Annotated in this window: 12 protein-coding genes and 1 pseudogene; 12 read left to right on the plus strand and 1 reads right to left on the minus strand. The window is 60.1% G+C overall.

Going from position 1 to position 17,873, the window contains the following annotated elements:
- Positions 1-42: 42 nt before the first annotated feature.
- A complete protein-coding gene (locus tag ACQ4MY_RS04515) occupies positions 43-1,332 on the plus strand; it encodes a phenylacetate--CoA ligase family protein (protein WP_440093985.1) in 1,290 nt (429 codons plus the stop codon).
- Complete coding sequence (locus tag ACQ4MY_RS04520; protein ID WP_440093986.1) at positions 1,332-2,246, plus strand: N-acetyltransferase family protein; 915 nt, start codon at positions 1,332-1,334, stop codon at positions 2,244-2,246. Before ACQ4MY_RS04515 ends, ACQ4MY_RS04520 begins: the two co-directional genes overlap by 1 nt.
- Before the next feature lie 50 nt (positions 2,247-2,296).
- Here ACQ4MY_RS04520 and ACQ4MY_RS04525 read toward each other — a convergent pair whose 3' ends face one another.
- Positions 2,297-2,830 carry a hypothetical protein gene (locus ACQ4MY_RS04525; RefSeq protein WP_008077631.1) on the minus strand — a complete coding sequence of 178 codons (534 nt, stop codon included), beginning with the start codon at positions 2,828-2,830 and terminating at the stop codon, positions 2,297-2,299.
- Positions 2,831-3,213: 383 nt separating this feature from the next.
- Here ACQ4MY_RS04525 and ACQ4MY_RS04530 point away from each other — a divergent pair, with 383 nt between their 5' ends.
- The 10 genes and pseudogenes from ACQ4MY_RS04530 (at position 3,214) to ACQ4MY_RS04575 (ending at position 17,667) form a co-directional block, all read left to right on the plus strand.
- Positions 3,214-5,205, plus strand: coding sequence for a methyl-accepting chemotaxis protein (locus tag ACQ4MY_RS04530; RefSeq protein ID WP_008077632.1), 1,992 nt, complete (start codon positions 3,214-3,216; stop codon positions 5,203-5,205).
- Between the two features lie 259 nt (positions 5,206-5,464).
- The gene (locus ACQ4MY_RS04535) at positions 5,465-5,911 is read left to right on the plus strand and encodes a DUF411 domain-containing protein (RefSeq protein WP_008077633.1); all 447 of its coding nucleotides are present in this window, start codon (positions 5,465-5,467) and stop codon (positions 5,909-5,911) included.
- On the plus strand, positions 5,911-6,345 hold the full coding sequence (locus ACQ4MY_RS04540) for a YqaA family protein (RefSeq protein ID WP_158835275.1): 435 nt from the start codon (positions 5,911-5,913) through the stop codon (positions 6,343-6,345). The genes ACQ4MY_RS04535 and ACQ4MY_RS04540 overlap by 1 nt, the downstream gene beginning before the upstream one ends.
- Before the next feature lie 86 nt (positions 6,346-6,431).
- A pseudogene (locus ACQ4MY_RS04545) lies at positions 6,432-7,477 on the plus strand (alpha/beta fold hydrolase).
- A gap of 13 nt (positions 7,478-7,490) precedes the next feature.
- Positions 7,491-8,444: a D-2-hydroxyacid dehydrogenase family protein gene (locus ACQ4MY_RS04550; RefSeq protein WP_440093989.1), complete on the plus strand. Its 954-nt coding sequence runs from the start codon at positions 7,491-7,493 to the stop codon at positions 8,442-8,444.
- A 646-nt stretch (positions 8,445-9,090) separates the two neighbouring features.
- Positions 9,091-10,677 (plus strand): glycogen synthase GlgA, encoded by a 1,587-nt coding sequence (glgA, locus tag ACQ4MY_RS04555; RefSeq protein WP_440093991.1) that lies wholly within the window; start codon positions 9,091-9,093, stop codon positions 10,675-10,677.
- Between the two features lie 14 nt (positions 10,678-10,691).
- Positions 10,692-12,494, plus strand: a complete 1,803-nt coding sequence (gene treZ, locus ACQ4MY_RS04560) for a malto-oligosyltrehalose trehalohydrolase (RefSeq protein ID WP_440093993.1) — start codon at positions 10,692-10,694, stop codon at positions 12,492-12,494.
- Positions 12,491-14,569 (plus strand): 4-alpha-glucanotransferase, encoded by a 2,079-nt coding sequence (malQ, locus tag ACQ4MY_RS04565; protein ID WP_440093995.1) that lies wholly within the window; start codon positions 12,491-12,493, stop codon positions 14,567-14,569. The genes treZ and malQ overlap by 4 nt, the downstream gene beginning before the upstream one ends.
- Positions 14,566-17,334 (plus strand): malto-oligosyltrehalose synthase, encoded by a 2,769-nt coding sequence (locus tag ACQ4MY_RS04570; protein WP_440093997.1) that lies wholly within the window; start codon positions 14,566-14,568, stop codon positions 17,332-17,334. Before malQ ends, ACQ4MY_RS04570 begins: the two co-directional genes overlap by 4 nt.
- A gap of 27 nt (positions 17,335-17,361) precedes the next feature.
- On the plus strand, positions 17,362-17,667 hold the full coding sequence (locus ACQ4MY_RS04575) for a DUF2934 domain-containing protein (RefSeq protein ID WP_008084149.1): 306 nt from the start codon (positions 17,362-17,364) through the stop codon (positions 17,665-17,667).
- The last annotated feature ends 206 nt before the right edge of the window (positions 17,668-17,873 follow it).

Here is a 17,873-nt window from a genome sequence, read left to right on the forward strand (position 1 = left end):
GCGCGACGCAGATCACCCTTGACAATAATTAGAGAAAAAACCGTGACCACTGACCACCCTCTGAATGAGTTGATCACCTTCGCTCATCGGCATTCCGATTTTTACAGCCAACACCTTTCAGGCGCGGCCGCGCCTATGACGTTGCTCAGCGAACTGCCAGTGCTCGACCCGGCCGAATATTGGCGTCACAGCGACAACCTTGATCAATGGCCTGTATTGACCGGGCCGATCGAGCAGGCATTGATTTTCAAGACCGGCGGATCAACCAGCGCCGGCAAACTGTCGGTCTATACCCGCGAGGAATGGCGAACACTGGTCAGCGACTTCGGCAAGAGTCTGACGCCACAATTCAAGCCCGGTGACCGGGTTGCCAATCTGTTCTTTGCCGGCGACCTGTATGCAAGCTTTCTGTTCATCCACGGCGCCTTGGCAAACGTCGCCGAGGACATCAGCGAGTTCCCTTTCACCGGTGACGTCGATGCCGAAGTCCTGGCGCAAGCCATTGTTCGCCACCGAATCAACGTACTCGCTGGCGTACCCGCGCATTTGCTGACCTTCGCCAGCCTGTTGAACCGCCGGGGCCAAGCTCTCAACGGCGTCGACACGATACTGTACGGCGGAGAAAGCCTGTTCGCCTCGCAACGCCAGATGCTCCGCCAGGTATTCCCCGCAGCCCGGATCACTTCCATCGGCTACGCCAGCGTCGACGCCGGATTTATTGGCGCCAGCCACCGTGACTGCGCAGACGGCGAACATCGCATGCCGGACGCTCACGCCGTGCTGGAAATCATTGACGAGCAATCGGGGGAAGTCATTGACGACTGCGATCGCACGGGCATGCTGGTGTTGACCAACCTCACGCGCCGATTGATGCCGTTGATTCGTTATCCCGTGGGCGATCGCGCCTGTTGGCGGGAGCCCGCCGGAACAGCGATGCGCAAATTTGCGCTCAAGGGGCGTAGCGCCAACAGCCAGCGGGTACGGGTCGGCACGCTGTCCCTGAGCCCTGTCGAAATCGGCGAAATCGTCCAGCACTCGGTCGGTTGCGATGACTGGCAACTGGTGATCGAACAGAGGGTTCACAAGGATGTATTGACCCTGAAATGGGTACCGCGTGAATTTTCCCGTGCCTGCACCAACGACGAGCAAACCCTTCAACTCGCCCTGATCAAACAGTACCCGCTGATCGATCAACTGCAGGCCGATCAGCGTCTGGATCTGCACGTGCAGTGCTGCCGGACAGATGATCTGCAGCGTCACCCGCGCTCAGGCAAATGCCTGCGGTTCCTCGACCGGCGCGACTATGGCCCTGATGCGATGGAGTACACGTGATGGAGCCACTGATCCTGCGCAACTATCGCCAATCCGATGCGGCAGCTGTCAGCCAGCTGTTTCGCCAAGTGTACGGTGACCGCTACGTTCAACCGCATGTCTATCTGCCCCGCATGATCAGCCAGAATCATACTGACAACCGCTGGCATTCTTTAGTCGCGGAGGTGGATGAACAGATACTCGGGCACGCTACGCTGTTACGCGACATTACGGCACACAGCGCCGAACTGGCGTTGAGCGTCGTTCACCCGCAAACCCGCGGCCAAAATATTGCGACTCGCCTGGGCGAGCGATTATTGAACCATGCTCAGGCACTGGGGTGTCGCTATGTATCGATCAAACAGGTGACTCACCATCCCTATACGCAGCGCATGGCGATCAACCTTGGCTTTCAAAGCACCGGGCTATTGCCAGACTATGTGCCTTCACCGTTCGGCGAGTCTGGGCCGGAAACGATCGTCATCGGGGTCCGCCCCGTTGACGGCAACCGTTGCCCTCTGCCACAGCAGCGCTGGCCCGCGAGCTGCGCGGATTTCATGCAACATTTGAGCAGCGTGTTCGGCACGCAAGAGCGCACTTTTCACTGGCGCGGCGCAGCGATTCAAATCGATCAACAGGCCAATCGTTATGACATGGTGCTGAAGACACTCGGCCATGGCTTGCTCAAACAGTTGCGTGACTTGCCTGCACATTGGCTGGTGTCGATCCGGCTCAGGCTGTCCCGGCGATTTGCCCATGACCTGAGCAGGTTGGCCGCCATCGGTTTCATATTCACCGGGCTCGCCCCCGGCAACGGTGACTATCGTGGTTGGCTGGCGCTGTTTCATCGAGGCTTCAGTCGAAGAACACTGCAACTGCAATGCCCACTCATGCAGCGCCTGCATGAAGAGGCCCAGCACAATATCGCGGGATGACGGAACGCAAAAATGGCCCGTAGCGCAGGCATACGGGCCATTGTCGGGTCTTATGCTTTGGCGCGAATACCCTGATCCGTCGGCGCCGTCTGGCCATTGCCCATGCCATAGTTCTTGAGGTTCTGCAGTACGTAAATGGCTTTCTTGTACTCCGGGATCAAGCCATTGGCGTATTTGTCACCCCTGATATTGTTGGTCTGGATCGTGTCCAGTTGAGTGGCAAAGTATTCCAGCGCATTGAATTTTGCATCAGGGTCTTTCTGCACGCCGAAACGGTCGAACTTGTCACCGGCATTGAGCAGCGTCATTGCCGTCAGGTCAGAAATCAGGCCTTTGGAGCGCAGGAATGTACTCAAATTACCCAGCTGTTTCGCCGAGACGTTTTCCGGGTCGAACCCCTTGATGTTCTTGTGCAGTTTCTGCTTGTCCATCTCGACGGTGTTCAGAGCATTCGGATCGTTGCCGACCAGGGCCAGCATCTGTTTGACCTTGGCACTCTGCGAAACCGGTTTGCCACGGGTGCCTGTGTCCTGAACCAGCAAACCTGCCTTGCTCTGCCAGGCTCCGGTGTAACCGATAGTCATGAGCGAGCTCCTTGGAAGGCGGGCATAAAAAACTCCTTGGTGACAGACATAAGTGAGCGCGAGTATCGGCGGGCAAACTGATGGCACCAACCTTTTTGTGCGTCTTTTTACAATTCTTGTACATTCACGATACAAATAGCCGCCCCCCCCCGTAAACAAGGCTTTACAGGGCAGCTGAAAACATAAAATAAATAGATCTGCAGCTCTAACGTACGAGCTGGTTAGTTCTTTGTAACAGGACGGATACTGACCTTTTGTCAATTGGCCGCCATCTTGGACGAAAGTACCTAAAGCTTCCGCTCGCGCCGACGATAGCTTGGGATACCCGCACTGTTTCTGACCTGCCCCTCACAATAAAAATCGCAACGAAAGGACCGGTTTCCATGCCCGCATTCCGCACCATTCAGGCTCGCTATACGCTGTTTCTGGTTCTGTTCATCCTTGTGTTGTCGGTGTTGACCGTCGCTGGTATCAGCCAGTTGGTCGCGCCAAAGTTGCGGCATACCGAAGAGCAAGTGGTGCTCAACCGCATCGCCGAAGTCGCCGAACAGATTCAGGGCGAATTGAACAAGGTTCAGTCACAACAACGCAGCATCACCCAGACCATCCCGCTGCTCGACAGTGCCGCGATCGACACGGTATTGCCGGGGCTGGTGGATCAGTACGGTGAGCTGAAGGTTTTTGGTGGCGGGATCTGGCCATTGCCGGGCCAGCGTGAAGCCGGGCGCAATAAATTCAGCACCTTCTGGCACCGCGACGCCTCGGGCAAGCTGGCGGTGAACACCTTCTGGAACAGCGACGCGGCGCCCAACTATTACGACCAGAGCTGGTACAAGGGCGGCATGGCCACGCCACGCGGTCAGTGCGCCTGGGCCGCCGCCTATAAAGACGACGCCAGCGCCGAGCCGCGCACCAACTGCGCGATGGCGATCCAGAAAAATGGCAGTGCCTGGGGCGTGTCGACCATTGACGTGACCCTCGGCTTCTTCAACGACCTGGTCGCCCGCAAGGAAAAAGACCTCAACGCCGAGATGCTCATCGTCGAGGCCGACGGCAAGATCATCAGCAACAGCTCGCGCATCAGCGGCCCGATCGTACTGAAGAACATCAATGAACTGGCCGGCAGCTCGACCTTCGCCAGCCAGATCAAAACCGGCCTGCAAAATCGCGAGCAGGCACAACGCGTCGAGTTCGACAATAACGGTCAGGACAGCACGTTCTTCATGCGCCCGATCGAAGGCACGCCCTGGTTCCTCGCCACCGCCCTGCCGACCAAGATGCTCACCGCGCAGCGTGACGATGTACTCAGCACCCTGAGCCTGTTGCAGATTCCGCTAGTGATTCTGCTGGTGTTGCTGCAAGTCTACGCAATCCGCCAGTTGATCCAGCGCATGAAAGCGCTGAAGGCCAACATCGATCTGCTCTCCAGCGGCGATGCCGACCTGACTAAACGCATCACCATTCGCGCCGAAGATGAACTCGGCGCGATTGGCCATTCGATCAACGCCTTCATCACCTACTTGCAAAACATGATTGGCGAAGTCACCCAGGCCACTGGCGCCATGGCGTCGAGCCTCGACAACCTGCAACGCACCTCGGCACACACCAGCCAGATTCTGCTGCGTCATGCTTCGGAAACCGATCAGACCGTTACCGCCATCACCGAGATGAGCTCGACGGCAGACAGCGTTGCGCAAAACGCCGCCGAAACCGCAGCGTTCACTCAGCGCGCCAACGAAAACGCCGACCGCTCGCGGGTTGTCGTCGGCGAAGCAACCAACAGCGTGGTGGCGCTGATCGACGAAGTGGCCAGCGCGACGCACAAAGTTGAAAACATGCAGCAGGACGCCCAGCGCATTACCGAGATTCTCGGCGTGATCGGTGCGATTGCCGGCCAGACCAACTTGCTCGCGCTTAACGCGGCGATTGAAGCCGCGCGCGCCGGTGAGCAGGGCCGCGGCTTTGCCGTGGTCGCTGATGAAGTGCGCGCCCTCGCCGCCCGGACACAGGCCAGTACCTCGGAAATCAACGAGATGCTGACCCGCCTGACCCAAGGCGTGAGTTCCTCGGTCGCGGCCATGGAGAACACTCAGGCCAGTTGCCAATCGGCGGCCGACGCCACGGCACGAGTCAATTCTGGCCTGGATGAAATGGCCGGTTCGGTCAGCCACATCAACAGCCTCAGCACGCAAATCGCCACCGCCGCCGAACAGCAAAGCGCCGTGACCGAGGAGATCAACCGCAGCATGGTGCAGATCCGCCACATGGTCGACGAACTGGTGCAGAGCGGCCAGGCTAGCGAACTCAACACCCGCCAGTTGCTCGAAGCCAATAGTCGCGTCAGCGCGATCATGGGCCGCTTCAAAGTCCGCTAACCTAAGCCCTGTAGGAGCTGCCGCAGGCTGCGATCTGTTGATCTGGATTTTAAAAGATCAACAGATCGCAGCCTGCGGCAGCTCCTACAGGGGGTGCCTTACCGATTTGTCATCTTGCGCTCAGGGTTTTGTCAGGGTTGATCTACGATCATCCTGCCAGCCTGTCTTGTAGCAACTGGAAACACTCCGTTGGTGCCGGACAGGAAAAACCGGTCAAAATATGCTCCTTTTTGACCGCCAACCGAGTCGAGATCCCGTCATGCGAACCTCTCTGCGTCTGGTCGCCCTAAGCGCCCTGTTCATCTCCTCCCTGGCCCAGGCCGCCGACCTGATCCCGATTGAAGTCCATCGCGACGCCAATTGCGGCTGCTGCAAAAAGTGGATCAGTCATCTCGAAGCCAACGGCTTCAAAGTTGAAGACCATGTCGAAAGCGACATGGCCAGCTTCAAACAGCAACACGGCGTGCCACCGCGTCTGGCGTCGTGCCACACCGCAATCATCAATGGCAAATTCGTCGAAGGCCATGTGCCGGCTGAGCAAGTGCTGGCACTGAGCAAGCGCGATGACTTGTTGGGCGTTGCCGCCCCGGGCATGCCGATGGGTTCGCCGGGCATGGAAATGGACGGCATGAGCGATGCCTATCAGGTCATCGGCCTGAAGAAGGACGGCGCTGATGTGGTGGTGGCGGACTACCCGGCTCATTGATGGGCGCTGCGTATTACGGGCTGTTCCTGGCCGCGTTCGGCGCGGCGACATTGTTGCCGTTGCAGTCCGAGGCGTTGCTGGTTGGCCTGATTGTCAGTGATCATTACTGGTTGTGGGGTTTGCTGGCGGTGGCGACCCTAGGCAACGTGCTCGGTTCGCTGGTCAATTGGTGGTTGGGCCGGGGCATCGAACGGTTCCAGGATCGGCGCTGGTTTCCGGTCAGCCCCAGGCACATGGCGCAGGCGCGCAAGCACTATCTACGTTACGGCCACTGGTCGTTGCTACTCAGCTGGCTACCGATCATTGGCGACCCGCTGACGCTGATCGCCGGGGTCATGCGCGAGCCGCTAGGACGTTTCCTGCTGATTGTCACTCTCGCCAAAGGTGCACGTTATGGCGTGCTGGCCATGCTGACCCTTGGCTGGCTCGGTTGAACCATCAGCTACCCCCATTGCCTGTGTTTAACGTCACCGTAATCCAGCCGTTCCAGCATCGGCCGATTTTCATGGAGTTTGCCCTTATGACCGTCACGCGTTCCCGCTGGCTTCCCGGCCTCTTCCTCAGCGCTGCCCTGCCGCTGTTCGCGCATGCCGCACCGAGGCAGCGCCTGCCGAGGGCCCGGCCTACGGCCCGGAGCTGCAAGGCTTCGAATACCCTTACACACTTAAACACTTCGCCTTCCAATCTCAGGGCAAATCCCTGCAGATGGGTTACATGGACGTCGCTGCCCACGGCAAGGCCAACGGCCGCACCGTGGTGCTGATGCACGGCAAGAATTTTTGCGCGGCCACTTGGGACAGCTCGATCAAGGCCTTGAGCGAGGCCGGTTTCCGGGTGATTGCGCCGGATCAGATCGGTTTCTGCACTTCCAGCAAACCGGACAACTATCAGTACAGTTTCCAGCAACTGGCGACCAACACCCAGCAGTTGCTCAAGGCGCTGGGCATTCAGAAAGCCACCCTGCTCGGCCATTCCACCGGCGGCATGCTCGCCACCCGTTACGCGCTGCTGTTCCCGGAGCAGGTCGAACAACTGGCACTGGTCAACCCGATCGGCCTGGAAGACTGGAAAGCCCTTGGCGTGCCCTATCGCACGGTCGATCAATGGTATGAGCGCGAACTGAAAGTCAGCGCTCAAGGCATTCGCGACTACGAACGCAGCACTTATTACGACGGCCGCTGGAAACCTGAATTCGACCGTTGGGTCGACATGCTCGCCGGCCTCAGCAAAGGCCCGGGCAAGACTCAAGTCGCGTGGAACTCGGCCCTGATCTACGACATGATTTTCACCCAGCCGGTGTACTACGAGTTCAAGGACTTGAAGATGCCGACCCTGTTGCTGATCGGCACCTCGGACACCACGGCCATTGGCAAGGACCTCGCGCCACCTGAGGTGAAAGCGAAAATCGGCCACTACGACGTGCTCGGCAAACACGTGGCCAAGCTGATCCCGCAATCGACGCTGGTGGAATTTCCCGGCATGGGTCACGCGCCGCAAATGGAAGAGCCGGCGCAGTTCCACAAGGCCTTGCTCGGCTGGCTGAACACAACCAATCCTGTTCGTTGATGAGGTGAAGCTGATGGCGGTGCAGATTGCAGTGATCGATGACTGGCAGGACGTGGCGCGCGACGTGGTCGACTGGTCAGTGCTCGACAGCCTCGGTGAGGTGACGTTCGAACATGACTATCCGACAGACAACGCGACCCTGGCCAAGCGTTTGGCCAAGTATCAGGTGATTTGCGTGATGCGCGAGCGCACACGCTTTGATGAAGATCTGCTCGAGCGGCTGCCCAATCTCAAGCTGCTGGTCACCGGCGGCATGCGCAATGCGGCGCTGGACATGCAGGCGGCGGCGACACTCGGCATCAAGGTCTGCGGCACTGACAGCTACAAGCACGCCGCGCCGGAGCTGACCTGGGCACTGATCATGGCGGCCACGCGCAATCTGGTAAACGAAGCCAATTCACTGCGGGCCGGCCAATGGCAGCAAGGCCTGGGCGGCGATCTGCACGGCCGCACGCTGGGCATTCTTGGCCTCGGCAGCATCGGCCAGAAAGTCGCCCAGTTCGGGCAGGTCTTCGGCATGCGGGTGATCGCCTGGAGCGAGAACCTCACGGCTGAGCGGGCCGAACAGGTTGGCGTCAGCTATGTCAGCAAGCAGCAGCTGTTCGAACAGGCTGATGTGCTTTCGGTGCATCTGGTGCTCAGCGAGCGCAGTCGCGGACTGGTCGACGCCCAAGCGTTGAACTGGATGAAGCCGACGGCGCTGCTGGTCAACACGGCCCGTGGGCCGATCGTCGATGAAGCGGCGCTGATCAAGGCGTTGCAGAAACAGCAGATCGCCGGTGCGACACTGGATGTCTTCGAGCGGGAGCCGCTACCGGCCCTGCACCCGTTTCGCACACTCGACAACGTATTGGCGACGCCGCACGTGGGGTACGTCAGTCGGCAGAACTATGAGCAGTTCTTTTCGCAGATGATCGAGGATATTCAGGCCTGGGCTGCGGGGGAGCCAATTCGCTTGATGAATTGAGTCATATCCCGTTTGGATGGTGAATGTGCCATCGTCTTCGCGAGCAAGCTTTGCTCCTACATGGGACGGATTGCGATGTAGGAGCAAGGCTTGCCCGCGATGGGGCAGTCACTGTCCCCCCATCAACAATGTGTTCGCACCACAACAGTGCGACCGCACTCCTCGCTAGCACAGAATCGTGACCGACCAGTCACCGTTTTGGCCCCTCCTGGCAAAAAAAACTGCACTTCGTCGGTGCGTTTGCCCTCCAAAAGCCAAGTTGCCGTTAACGGCAAACCGATTGTCGAACAATTTACCCATTTGCTCTGGCCCGCTCTAGGATCTGGCCTAGACTGGATTTTTCAGGGTTCGACCTGCCGGTCATCTTGCGGAAAAAAACTCGAAACTTTTGCACGAAGCGGCGGGTCATCTGAAAGGTAGGGCCAAAGTGGCTGGTGCAATCCTTGCAATAGCCCAATCACCCATTCTGCTTGCGCGTGTTGGGTAGCGTTTGCTCACCGATGCGTAGCGCGATTGCGCTCGCGTAATTCATGTAGGCGCTGCCGCAGGCTGCGATCTTTGCTTTTAAACGATCAAAAGATCGCAGCCTGCGGCAGCGCCTACAGGGAAAGAGAGAAGAATCAGATCAACAACACGGGAGATTCATATGATCAGTGCGGCATTGGATATTCAGGGAGAGCGTGCTCAGCAGGCGGTTGGCGAAGCGAGCACCATCAGCGTTCCCGGCAGCCGACAGATCAACGTCCCCGGCACCAAGACGCTGACTCCGGTAGCGAGCCAGAATCCCAACAAGAAGAAAGTGTTGTTCGTGACCTCGGAAATCGCCGATCTGGTGAAAACCGGCGGCCTGGGTGACGTGTCTGCCGCCCTGCCCCGCGCCATGGCGCACCTGCACGATGTGCGCGTGCTGATCCCCGGTTACCCGCAAGTGATGCACAGCGAGAACCCGATCCACATCATCGGTGAACTCGGCGGCCATGCTGCGCTGCCACCGTGCAAAATCGGTCGCATGGACATGCCCGACGGCCTGGTGATCTACGTGTTGATCTGCCCTGAACTCTACGAGCGCGAAGGCTCGCCCTACGGTGCCAACAATGGCCGTGACTGGCCGGACAACCATATTCGCTTCGCCCGCCTCGGTCTGGCCGCTGCCGACATCGCCGCCAATCTTGCACAAATCCACTGGTGCCCGGATCTGGTGCACGCCCACGATTGGCCTGCAGGCCTGGCCCCGGCGTACATGCACTGGCGCGGGCAGCGCACGCCAACCCTGTTCACCATTCACAACCTTGCTTATCAAGGGGTGACCAGCCTCGGCTCGTGCCCAGAGCTGGGCATTCCCAACCATGCCCTGCAACAGGAAGGCATGGAATTCTACGGCAAGATGTCGTTCCTCAAGGCCGGCATGGCCTATTCGAGCCACATCACCACGGTCAGCGCGACTTACGCGCAGGAAATCACCACCCCGGATTTCGGCTGCGGCCTCGACGGGTTCCTCGCCGCCAAGACCCAGCAAGGTTTGCTCAGCGGTATCCCTAACGGTATCGACGAGAGCTGGGACGCTGCCACTGATCCACACCTTTTCGCACCGTTCGCCATTGGCGACTGGGAAGGCAAAGCCGTCAACGCCGCCCATGTCCGCGAACTGTTCGAACTGAATGACTCCGAAGGTCCGCTGTTCGCCGTGGTTTCCCGGCTGGTTTATCAGAAAGGCCTCGATCTGACTCAAGCCGTCTCTGAATACATCGTGCAGAACGGTGGCCAGATCGCAATCATCGGTCGCGGCGAGCCGGAAGAAGAACAAGCCATGCGCGACCTGGCGCTGCGCTTCCCCGGTCAGATCGGCGTGCGCATCGGCTTCAATGAAACCGACGCCCGCCGCATGTTCGCCGGCAGCGATTTCCTGTTGATGCCGTCGCGTTACGAACCCTGCGGGTTGAGTCAGATGTACGCCCAGCGGTTCGGCTCGCTGCCGGTCGCGCGCAACACCGGCGGGCTGGCTGACACCATTGAAAACGGCATCACCGGGTTCCTTTTCGACGAATCCACCGCCGAAAGCTATCAAGAAGCCCTAAGCCGCGCGTTCAAAGTCTTCGCCTATCCTGAACTGCTCAATGCCATGCGTTGCCGGGCAATGGCCGCGCCGTTCAACTGGTGCAAAGCGGTTGAACCGTACGCCGAACTCTATGAACAACTGGTGGCCAAGGCCTTGGGTAAAGCAATTCACAAGTAACAGGGAGGTCAACGATGCCGTTACGGTCTACTGAAACCTGGCCACACGGCGCGATCATGCTGGATGCCGAGCACACGCAATTTGCGTTGTGGGCACCGGATGCGTTTTACGTCAGCGTCGAACTGGAAGACGGCCAGTCGCTGCCAATGCTGCCGCAGGCAGACGGCTGGTTCGTGATCAAGGCCCGCTGTGCGGCGGGCACGCGTTACCGCTACAACATCGATGGTGAACTGGAGGTGCCCGACCCGGCCTCCAGAGCGCAGGATGGCGACCTCAACCGCCACAGCGTGGTGGTTGATCCGCTGGCCTATCAATGGCGACACAGTGCCTGGCACGGTCGGCCGTGGAGCGAAGCGGTGATCTACGAGTTGCACGTCGGTGCGCTCGGCGGCTTCGCTGAAGTCGAACAACACCTGGCGCGCCTCGCCGGTCTGGGCATCACCGCCATCGAACTGATGCCGCTGGCGCAGTTCCCCGGTGATCGTAATTGGGGCTACGACGGCGTCTTGCCTTACGCACCGCAAGCCTCTTACGGCACCCCGGAACAACTCAAACACCTGATCGACAGTGCCCACGGCCACGGCCTCGCGGTGATTCTCGACGTGGTCTACAACCACTTCGGCCCCGACGGCAATTACCTGCACCGTTACGCCAAAGGCTTTTTCCGCGAAGACAAACACACGCCGTGGGGCGCGGCGATCGATTTTCGCCGCGATGAAGTGCGCGAATTCTTTATCGAAAACGCCCTGATGTGGTTGCTCGAATACCGCTTCGACGGTCTGCGCCTCGATGCGGTGCATGCCATCGAAGACCCGGATTTCCTCACCGAGATGGCCCAGCGCATCCGCGCGCAAATAGACCCGAATCGGCATGTCTGGCTGACTGTGGAAAACGAACTCAACCAGTCCAGCCTGCTCGAATACGACTACGACGCCCAGTGGAACGACGACGGCCACAACGCCCTGCACGTTTTGCTCACCGGTGAAACCGACGCCTACTACGCCGACTATGCCGCGCAACCCACCGAACAACTGGTGCGCTGCCTGAGTCAGGGCTTTGTGTTCCAGGGCCACATCACCCGTCATGGCGAACCTCGCGGCGAGCCCAGTGAGCACTTGCCGTCCACTGCGTTTGTGCTGTTCCTGCAAAACCACGATCAGATCGGCAACCGCGCGTTCGGCGAGCGTCTGCATCAACTGGCCGATCCACGCGCCGTGCAGGCAGCGACGGTATTGTTGCTGCTGTCACCGATGATTCCGCTGATGTTCATGGGCGACGAATTCGCCGCCGAGCAACCGTTCCTGTTTTTCACCAGTCACCACGGTGAATTGGCCGAACTGGTGCGCGAGGGCCGCCGCAATGAATTCGCGGCGTTCAGCGCTTTCACCGACCCGCACAAGCGTGAACAGATTCCTGATCCGAATGGCGAAAAAACCTTCCACGCCTCTCAGCCGAGGTTGATTGGCAATGGCAGCGTGAAACAGCAGGAAACCCTCGCGCTGTACCAAAAACTGCTGCAATTTCGCCATCAATACATCATCCCCCATCTGTCCGGCACGCAAGCGCTCGGCGCCCATATGCTCGGGTTTGGCGCGGTCAGTGCGCGCTGGCGCCTGGGCAATGGCAGTGAGCTGCGAATTGACCTGAACCTCAGCGACACGCCAGTGGTCAACCCTCCACAGACCGAAACCGTGTGGCTGTTTCAACAGCCGCCCAGCGCCGATCTGTCGGAATCGGGCGAACTGCCCGCGTATTGCGCGCTTGTCAGCCTCACGGCCGCAACCCCTTTGCAACCTCTGGATGGAGAGCGCCTATGAGCGATGCGCAACTGGAAATTCTGGCCAGCCGAGCCGGCCTCGCCGTCGACTGGATCGACGCCAACGGCCGCCCGCAAAAAGTCGCCCCGGCGGTGCTGCGCAATGTCCTCATAGGACTCGGCCACCCGGCCAGCACGGCTCAGGAAATCGATGCCAGCCTGCTGCAACTGCAAGAAGTGCAACAAGATCGCCACCTGCCGCCGCTGCTGACCAGCGACGTCGGCGTCAGCCTCGATCTGGCGCGCTATTTCGCCCCAGAGACGCCTTGTGAAATCCACCTCGAAGACGGTTCGCGACTGAACCTCAAACTCGACAACGAAGCGATGTTGCCCGGCCTGATTCCGGTCGGTTATCAGCAGGTACACATCGCCGATCAATATTTCACCCTGGCCGTGGCGCCGGAACGCTGCTTCAGCGTTGGCGACGCGGTGGACAACCCGATCCCCCGTGCCTGGGGCCTCAGCGTGCAGTTGTATTCGTTGCGTCGCCCTGGCGATGGCGGTTTTGGCGACACTCAGGCGCTGGAAGAACTGGCTCGTGTGGCCGGTGAGCGTGGCGCCGAGGCGCTGGCGATCAGCCCGCTGCACGCAATGTTCAGCGCTGATACCGGACGCTACAGCCCGTATTCGCCATCAAGTCGCTTGTTTCTCAATGCGCTGTACGCCGCGCCCGGCGCGATCCTCGGCGAACGGGCACTACGCGATGCCATCGACGCGGCAGGTCTGGCCGCCCAATTTGCGCAGCTGGAAGACCTGAAACTGATCGACTGGCCAGCCGCCGCCGAGGCCAAGCAGAAACTGCTGCAAGCGCTGTATGAAGGCTTCGTCGCCGGCGATCATCCGCTGCACCCAGACTTTGCCAGTTTCCGTCACGCCGGCGGCGAAGCGCTGGAGAATCACTGCCGCTTCGAAGCGATTCAGGAAATGCGCGCCGCGCGCGGGGAAAATCTCGACTGGCGGCAATGGCCGGAGCACTGGCACGACCCGCGCGGCGCGGCGCTGGCAGCGTTCGCCGAGGAATACGCCGAGCGCATCGGCTACTTCGCTTTTTGCCAATGGCTGATTCACCGCTGCCTGGAGCGCGCACAGACCGCCGCTCGTAGCGCGGGCATGGGCATTGGCCTGATCGCCGACCTGGCGGTCGGGGCCGATGGCGCCGGCAGTCAGGCCTGGAGTTTTCAGGATGAGCTGCTCGCCTCGCTGACCGTCGGTGCGCCGCCGGACATTCTCAACCGCTCCGGGCAAGGCTGGGGGATTTCCGCGTTCTCCCCGGAAGGTCTGATCCGCAATGGTTTCCGCGCATTCATCGACATGCTCCGTGCCAACTTCGCCCATGCCGGCGGCTTGCGTATTGACCATGTCATGGGCCTGCAACGCTTGTGGGTGATTCCTAACGGCTCCGCCCCGGCGGATGGCGCCTATCTGTATTACCCGGTCGACGATTTGCTGCGTTTGCTGACGCTCGAATCCCATCGTCACCAAGCCATCGTCCTCGGCGAAGACCTCGGCACTGTGCCAGACGGTCTGCGCGAAAAGCTCATCGCCCGCTCGATGCTCGGCATGCGCGTGTTGCTGTTCGAACAGGACAACACCCATTTCAAACCGATCCTCGACTGGCCGGACAACGCGCTGGCGACCACCAGCACCCATGATCTGCCGACGATCAATGGCTGGTGGCACGGTCGCGACATCGACTGGAATGCGCGGCTGGGTTTTGTCGACGCCAACGGTGAAATCGAATGGCGCCACCATCGCCAGCGTGAGCGCGAAGGTCTGCGCAGCGCCTTGAGTCAGGACCCGCAGAACTTTCGCGAGGAATCCCACGAGGCCGATCAAGTGGTCGATGCCGCCGTGCGTTTCCTCGGCCACACCCGCGCGCCACTGGTACTGCTGCCAATCGAAGACGCGTTGGGCATCAACGAGCAAGCCAATTTCCCGGGCACCATCGACACGCACCCGAACTGGTCGCGACGTTTGCCCGGTACCAGCGAAGCCTTGCTCGATGACGCCGATGCAGCGCGCCGTCTGGAATTGCTCGCCTGCGCAAGGCTTCAGGCTGCCGAGCGTGACCAATGAACCAAACGCTCATCCAGCCACTGCGCGCGACGTTGCGCCTGCAATTTCATAAAGGGTTCACCCTCGAACAAGCGGTACCGTTGGTGCCGTATTTTGCCCAATTGGGTATCAGCCACATATACGCCTCGCCGCTGCTCGCGGCGCGGGCCGGCTCGATGCACGGCTACGATGTGGTCGACCCGACCCAAGTCAATCCGGAACTCGGTGGCGAAGCGGCGCTGCGAAATTTAGTCAGCACCCTGCGCGAGCACGGCATGGGGCTGATCCTCGACATCGTTTCCAACCACATGGCCGTGGGCGGCAACGACAATCCGTGGTGGCTTGACCTGCTCGAATGGGGACGACTGAGCCCTTATGGCGAATTTTTCGACATTCAGTGGCACTCGCCGGATCCGTTGATGGAAGGCCAGTTGTTGCTGCCCTTTCTAGGCAGCGACTACGGTGTGGCGTTGCAGGAAGGCACGCTGAAGCTGCATTTCAATGCAGAAAAAGGCAGCTTCTACGTCGAGCATTACGACCACCATTTCCCGATCTGCCCAAGCGATTACGGTGACATCCTCAAACCCGAGGAGGCGCTCAAGTCTTTGGCCGATCGCTTCAGTACCCTCAGCTACCAGACCGATGCGCATTCGCTGGCGATCCCCTTGAAGGAAGAGCTGCGGCAACTGGCAAGCGATCCGCAGGTTCTCGAAGCGCTTCAAAACAACCTGAAAAATTTCGACTCGACCACTGAAGAAGGCTTCCAATCGCTGCATCAGCTACTGGAGCGACAAAGCTATCGCCTGGCCAGTTGGCGCACCGCTGCCGACGACATCAACTGGCGGCGCTTTTTCGACATCAATGAACTCGGCGGTTTACGCGTCGAGCGTCCGGCAGTGTTCGAAGCAACGCACGGCAAAATCTTCCAGTTGATCGCCGAAGGGCTGGTCGACGGCTTGCGCATCGACCACATCGACGGCCTCGCCGACCCGCGCGGTTACTGCCGCAAATTGCGTCGACGCCTTGACCTGATCGCGCCAGACCGACACTTGCCGATCTACGTCGAGAAGATCCTCGGCGCCGGTGAAACCCTGCACCGCGATTGGGCGGTGGACGGCACCACCGGTTATGAATTCATGAATCAATTGTCGCTGTTGCAGCATTATCCCGACGGCGAATACGTCCTCGGTGACCTGTGGCAACGGCGCACCGAACGGCCCGCCGCGTTCATCGAAGAAGCGCAATTGGCGCGTCAGCAGATCCTCAACGGCTCGCTGGCCAGCGACTGCGAAAGCGTGGCGCAGGCCTTGCTGCAAGTGGCTCGCGACGACCTGATGACCCGCGACTTGACCCTCGGTGCGATCCGCCGGGTGTTGCAGGCGTTGATCGTGCATTTCCCGGTCTATCGCACTTACATCGGTGCGATGGGTCGCTCGGCGCAGGACGAGGTGTTTTTCCAGCACGCCATGGACGGTGCCCGGCAAACCCTCAGCGAAGCCGACTGGCCGGTACTCGACTGCGTCGCGGACTGGCTCGGTGGCACACCGTGGCGGCGCAAACCGCGTGGCCGCTCGCGGAAAATCCTCAAGCACGCTTGCGTACGTTTTCAACAATTGACCTCACCGGCCGCCGCGAAAGCCGTGGAAGACACCGCGCTGTATCGCTCGGCGGTGCTGCTGTCGCGCAATGATGTGGGTTACAACACCGAACAGTTCAGCGCGCCGGTCAGTGATTTCCACGCGGTCAATCAGCGGCGTCTCGCCGAATTCCCGGACAACCTGCTGGCCACCGCGACCCACGATCACAAGCGCGGCGAAGACACCCGCGCACGCCTGGCGGTGCTCAGCGAACGCAGCCACTGGTACGCCGAGCAGATCGAATTGTGGCGCGCCCTCGCCCGCCCGGTTCGCGTTGATGATCAGGTACCGTCGGCGGGTGATGAGCTGATCCTCTATCAAGCTTTGCTCGGCAGTTGGCCGCTGGATCTGCGCGACGATGATCAGGGCGGTTTCGTCGACTACGCCAAGCGCATCTGGCAATGGCAACAAAAAGCCCTGCGTGAGGCCAAGCTGCAAAGCAGCTGGAGCGCGCCGAACGAGGCCTATGAAAACGCCACCCAGGCCTTCACCGAAAAACTCCTGACCGGCGCCGACGGTGAACTGCTGCGCGCCGCACTGGCCAAGACCGTCAACAGCATCGCCGCTGCCGGCGCACTCAATGGCTTGGCGCAAACCTTGCTGCGCATGACCGTGCCGGGGGTGCCGGATCTGTATCAGGGCAACGAGTATTGGGATTTCAGCCTGGTCGATCCGGACAACCGCCGGCCGGTGGATTACGCCGCGCGCGCGCAGTCCTTGCAGGCGCCTCTGCCACCTGCGCAGCTGCTGGCGAACTGGCGTGACGGGCGTATCAAGCAGGCCTTGATCGCCGAGGTGCTGAACCTGCGTGCCGAGCATGCCGGGCTGTTCCGCCATGGCTCGTACCAGGCCTTGGAGGTGCTGGGCGATCAGGCGCACAACGTGCTCGCGTTTGCCCGCGAACACGAGGGGAAACAGGCCATCGTGATCGTACCGATCCGTTGCGCCACGCTGCTGGAAAACGGTGCTGTACCTCAGGTCGATGCGCTGCACTGGGGCGATACGCGGGTGGTTTTACCGTTCGCCGCCTCTGACGCAAACCTGAAGGGACTTTTTTCAAGCCGCGCAGTCACAAAAAACAGGGAGCTGAATATCAGCGACGCGCTGGGGGATGTCCCGGTCAATCTCTTTATCCAACACTTAACGTAAGCACGAGTTCAGTTCAGGAGCATTGCGATGAGCACCGACGATAAACGCATCCGCGAATTCGCCTATCAGATCTGGGAGTCCGAAGGTCAGCCAGAAGGTCAGGAAGCGCGGCATTGGGAGATGGCCCGCAAACTGGCTGAAGCAGAAGCCTTGGCACCGAAAAAACCACCGAAGGCTGCGGGCAGTAAAGCCGCTGGCAAGACAGCCGAGCCCAAAGCACCGGCCGCCAAACCAAAACCGCCGGCCAAAGCCAAACCGGCCAGCGCTGCCAAGGTGATTCCGCCAGGCGAAAAACCCGCCGAGAAAAAGCCGAGAGCGCCGCGCAAGCCTTAGGCGATCTAAAGCTAAACCGGATTATTGAACTGAATGAATGTGTGGCGGGCTTGCTCGCCACCGGGGACTGACTCGTTCTCAAGAAACCCACAAGTCCCTTGTAGGAGTGAGCCTGCTCGCGATTGCGATCTGACATCCAGCATTGATGTCGACTGATAAACCGCTATCGCGAGCAGGCTCACTCCTACAGGGTGTTGTGTAAGCCC

This window comes from Pseudomonas sp. SM4, assembly GCF_051913165.1.
Taxonomy (GTDB): Bacteria; Pseudomonadota; Gammaproteobacteria; order Pseudomonadales; family Pseudomonadaceae; genus Aquipseudomonas.

Coding starts and splice junctions, on each gene's coding strand:
- ACQ4MY_RS04520 (WP_440093986.1), top strand. CDS start 1,332: ATGGAGCCACTGATCCTGCGCAACTATCGCCAATCCGATGCGGCAGCT.
- ACQ4MY_RS04550 (WP_440093989.1), top strand. CDS start 7,491: ATGGCGGTGCAGATTGCAGTGATCGATGACTGGCAGGACGTGGCGCGC.
- treZ (WP_440093993.1), top strand. CDS start 10,692: ATGCCGTTACGGTCTACTGAAACCTGGCCACACGGCGCGATCATGCTG.
- malQ (WP_440093995.1), top strand. CDS start 12,491: ATGAGCGATGCGCAACTGGAAATTCTGGCCAGCCGAGCCGGCCTCGCC.
- ACQ4MY_RS04525 (WP_008077631.1), bottom strand. CDS start 2,830: ATGACTATCGGTTACACCGGAGCCTGGCAGAGCAAGGCAGGTTTGCTG.
- ACQ4MY_RS04535 (WP_008077633.1), top strand. CDS start 5,465: ATGCGAACCTCTCTGCGTCTGGTCGCCCTAAGCGCCCTGTTCATCTCC.
- ACQ4MY_RS04570 (WP_440093997.1), top strand. CDS start 14,566: ATGAACCAAACGCTCATCCAGCCACTGCGCGCGACGTTGCGCCTGCAA.
- ACQ4MY_RS04530 (WP_008077632.1), top strand. CDS start 3,214: ATGCCCGCATTCCGCACCATTCAGGCTCGCTATACGCTGTTTCTGGTT.
- ACQ4MY_RS04575 (WP_008084149.1), top strand. CDS start 17,362: ATGAGCACCGACGATAAACGCATCCGCGAATTCGCCTATCAGATCTGG.
- glgA (WP_440093991.1), top strand. CDS start 9,091: ATGATCAGTGCGGCATTGGATATTCAGGGAGAGCGTGCTCAGCAGGCG.
- ACQ4MY_RS04540 (WP_158835275.1), top strand. CDS start 5,911: ATGGGCGCTGCGTATTACGGGCTGTTCCTGGCCGCGTTCGGCGCGGCG.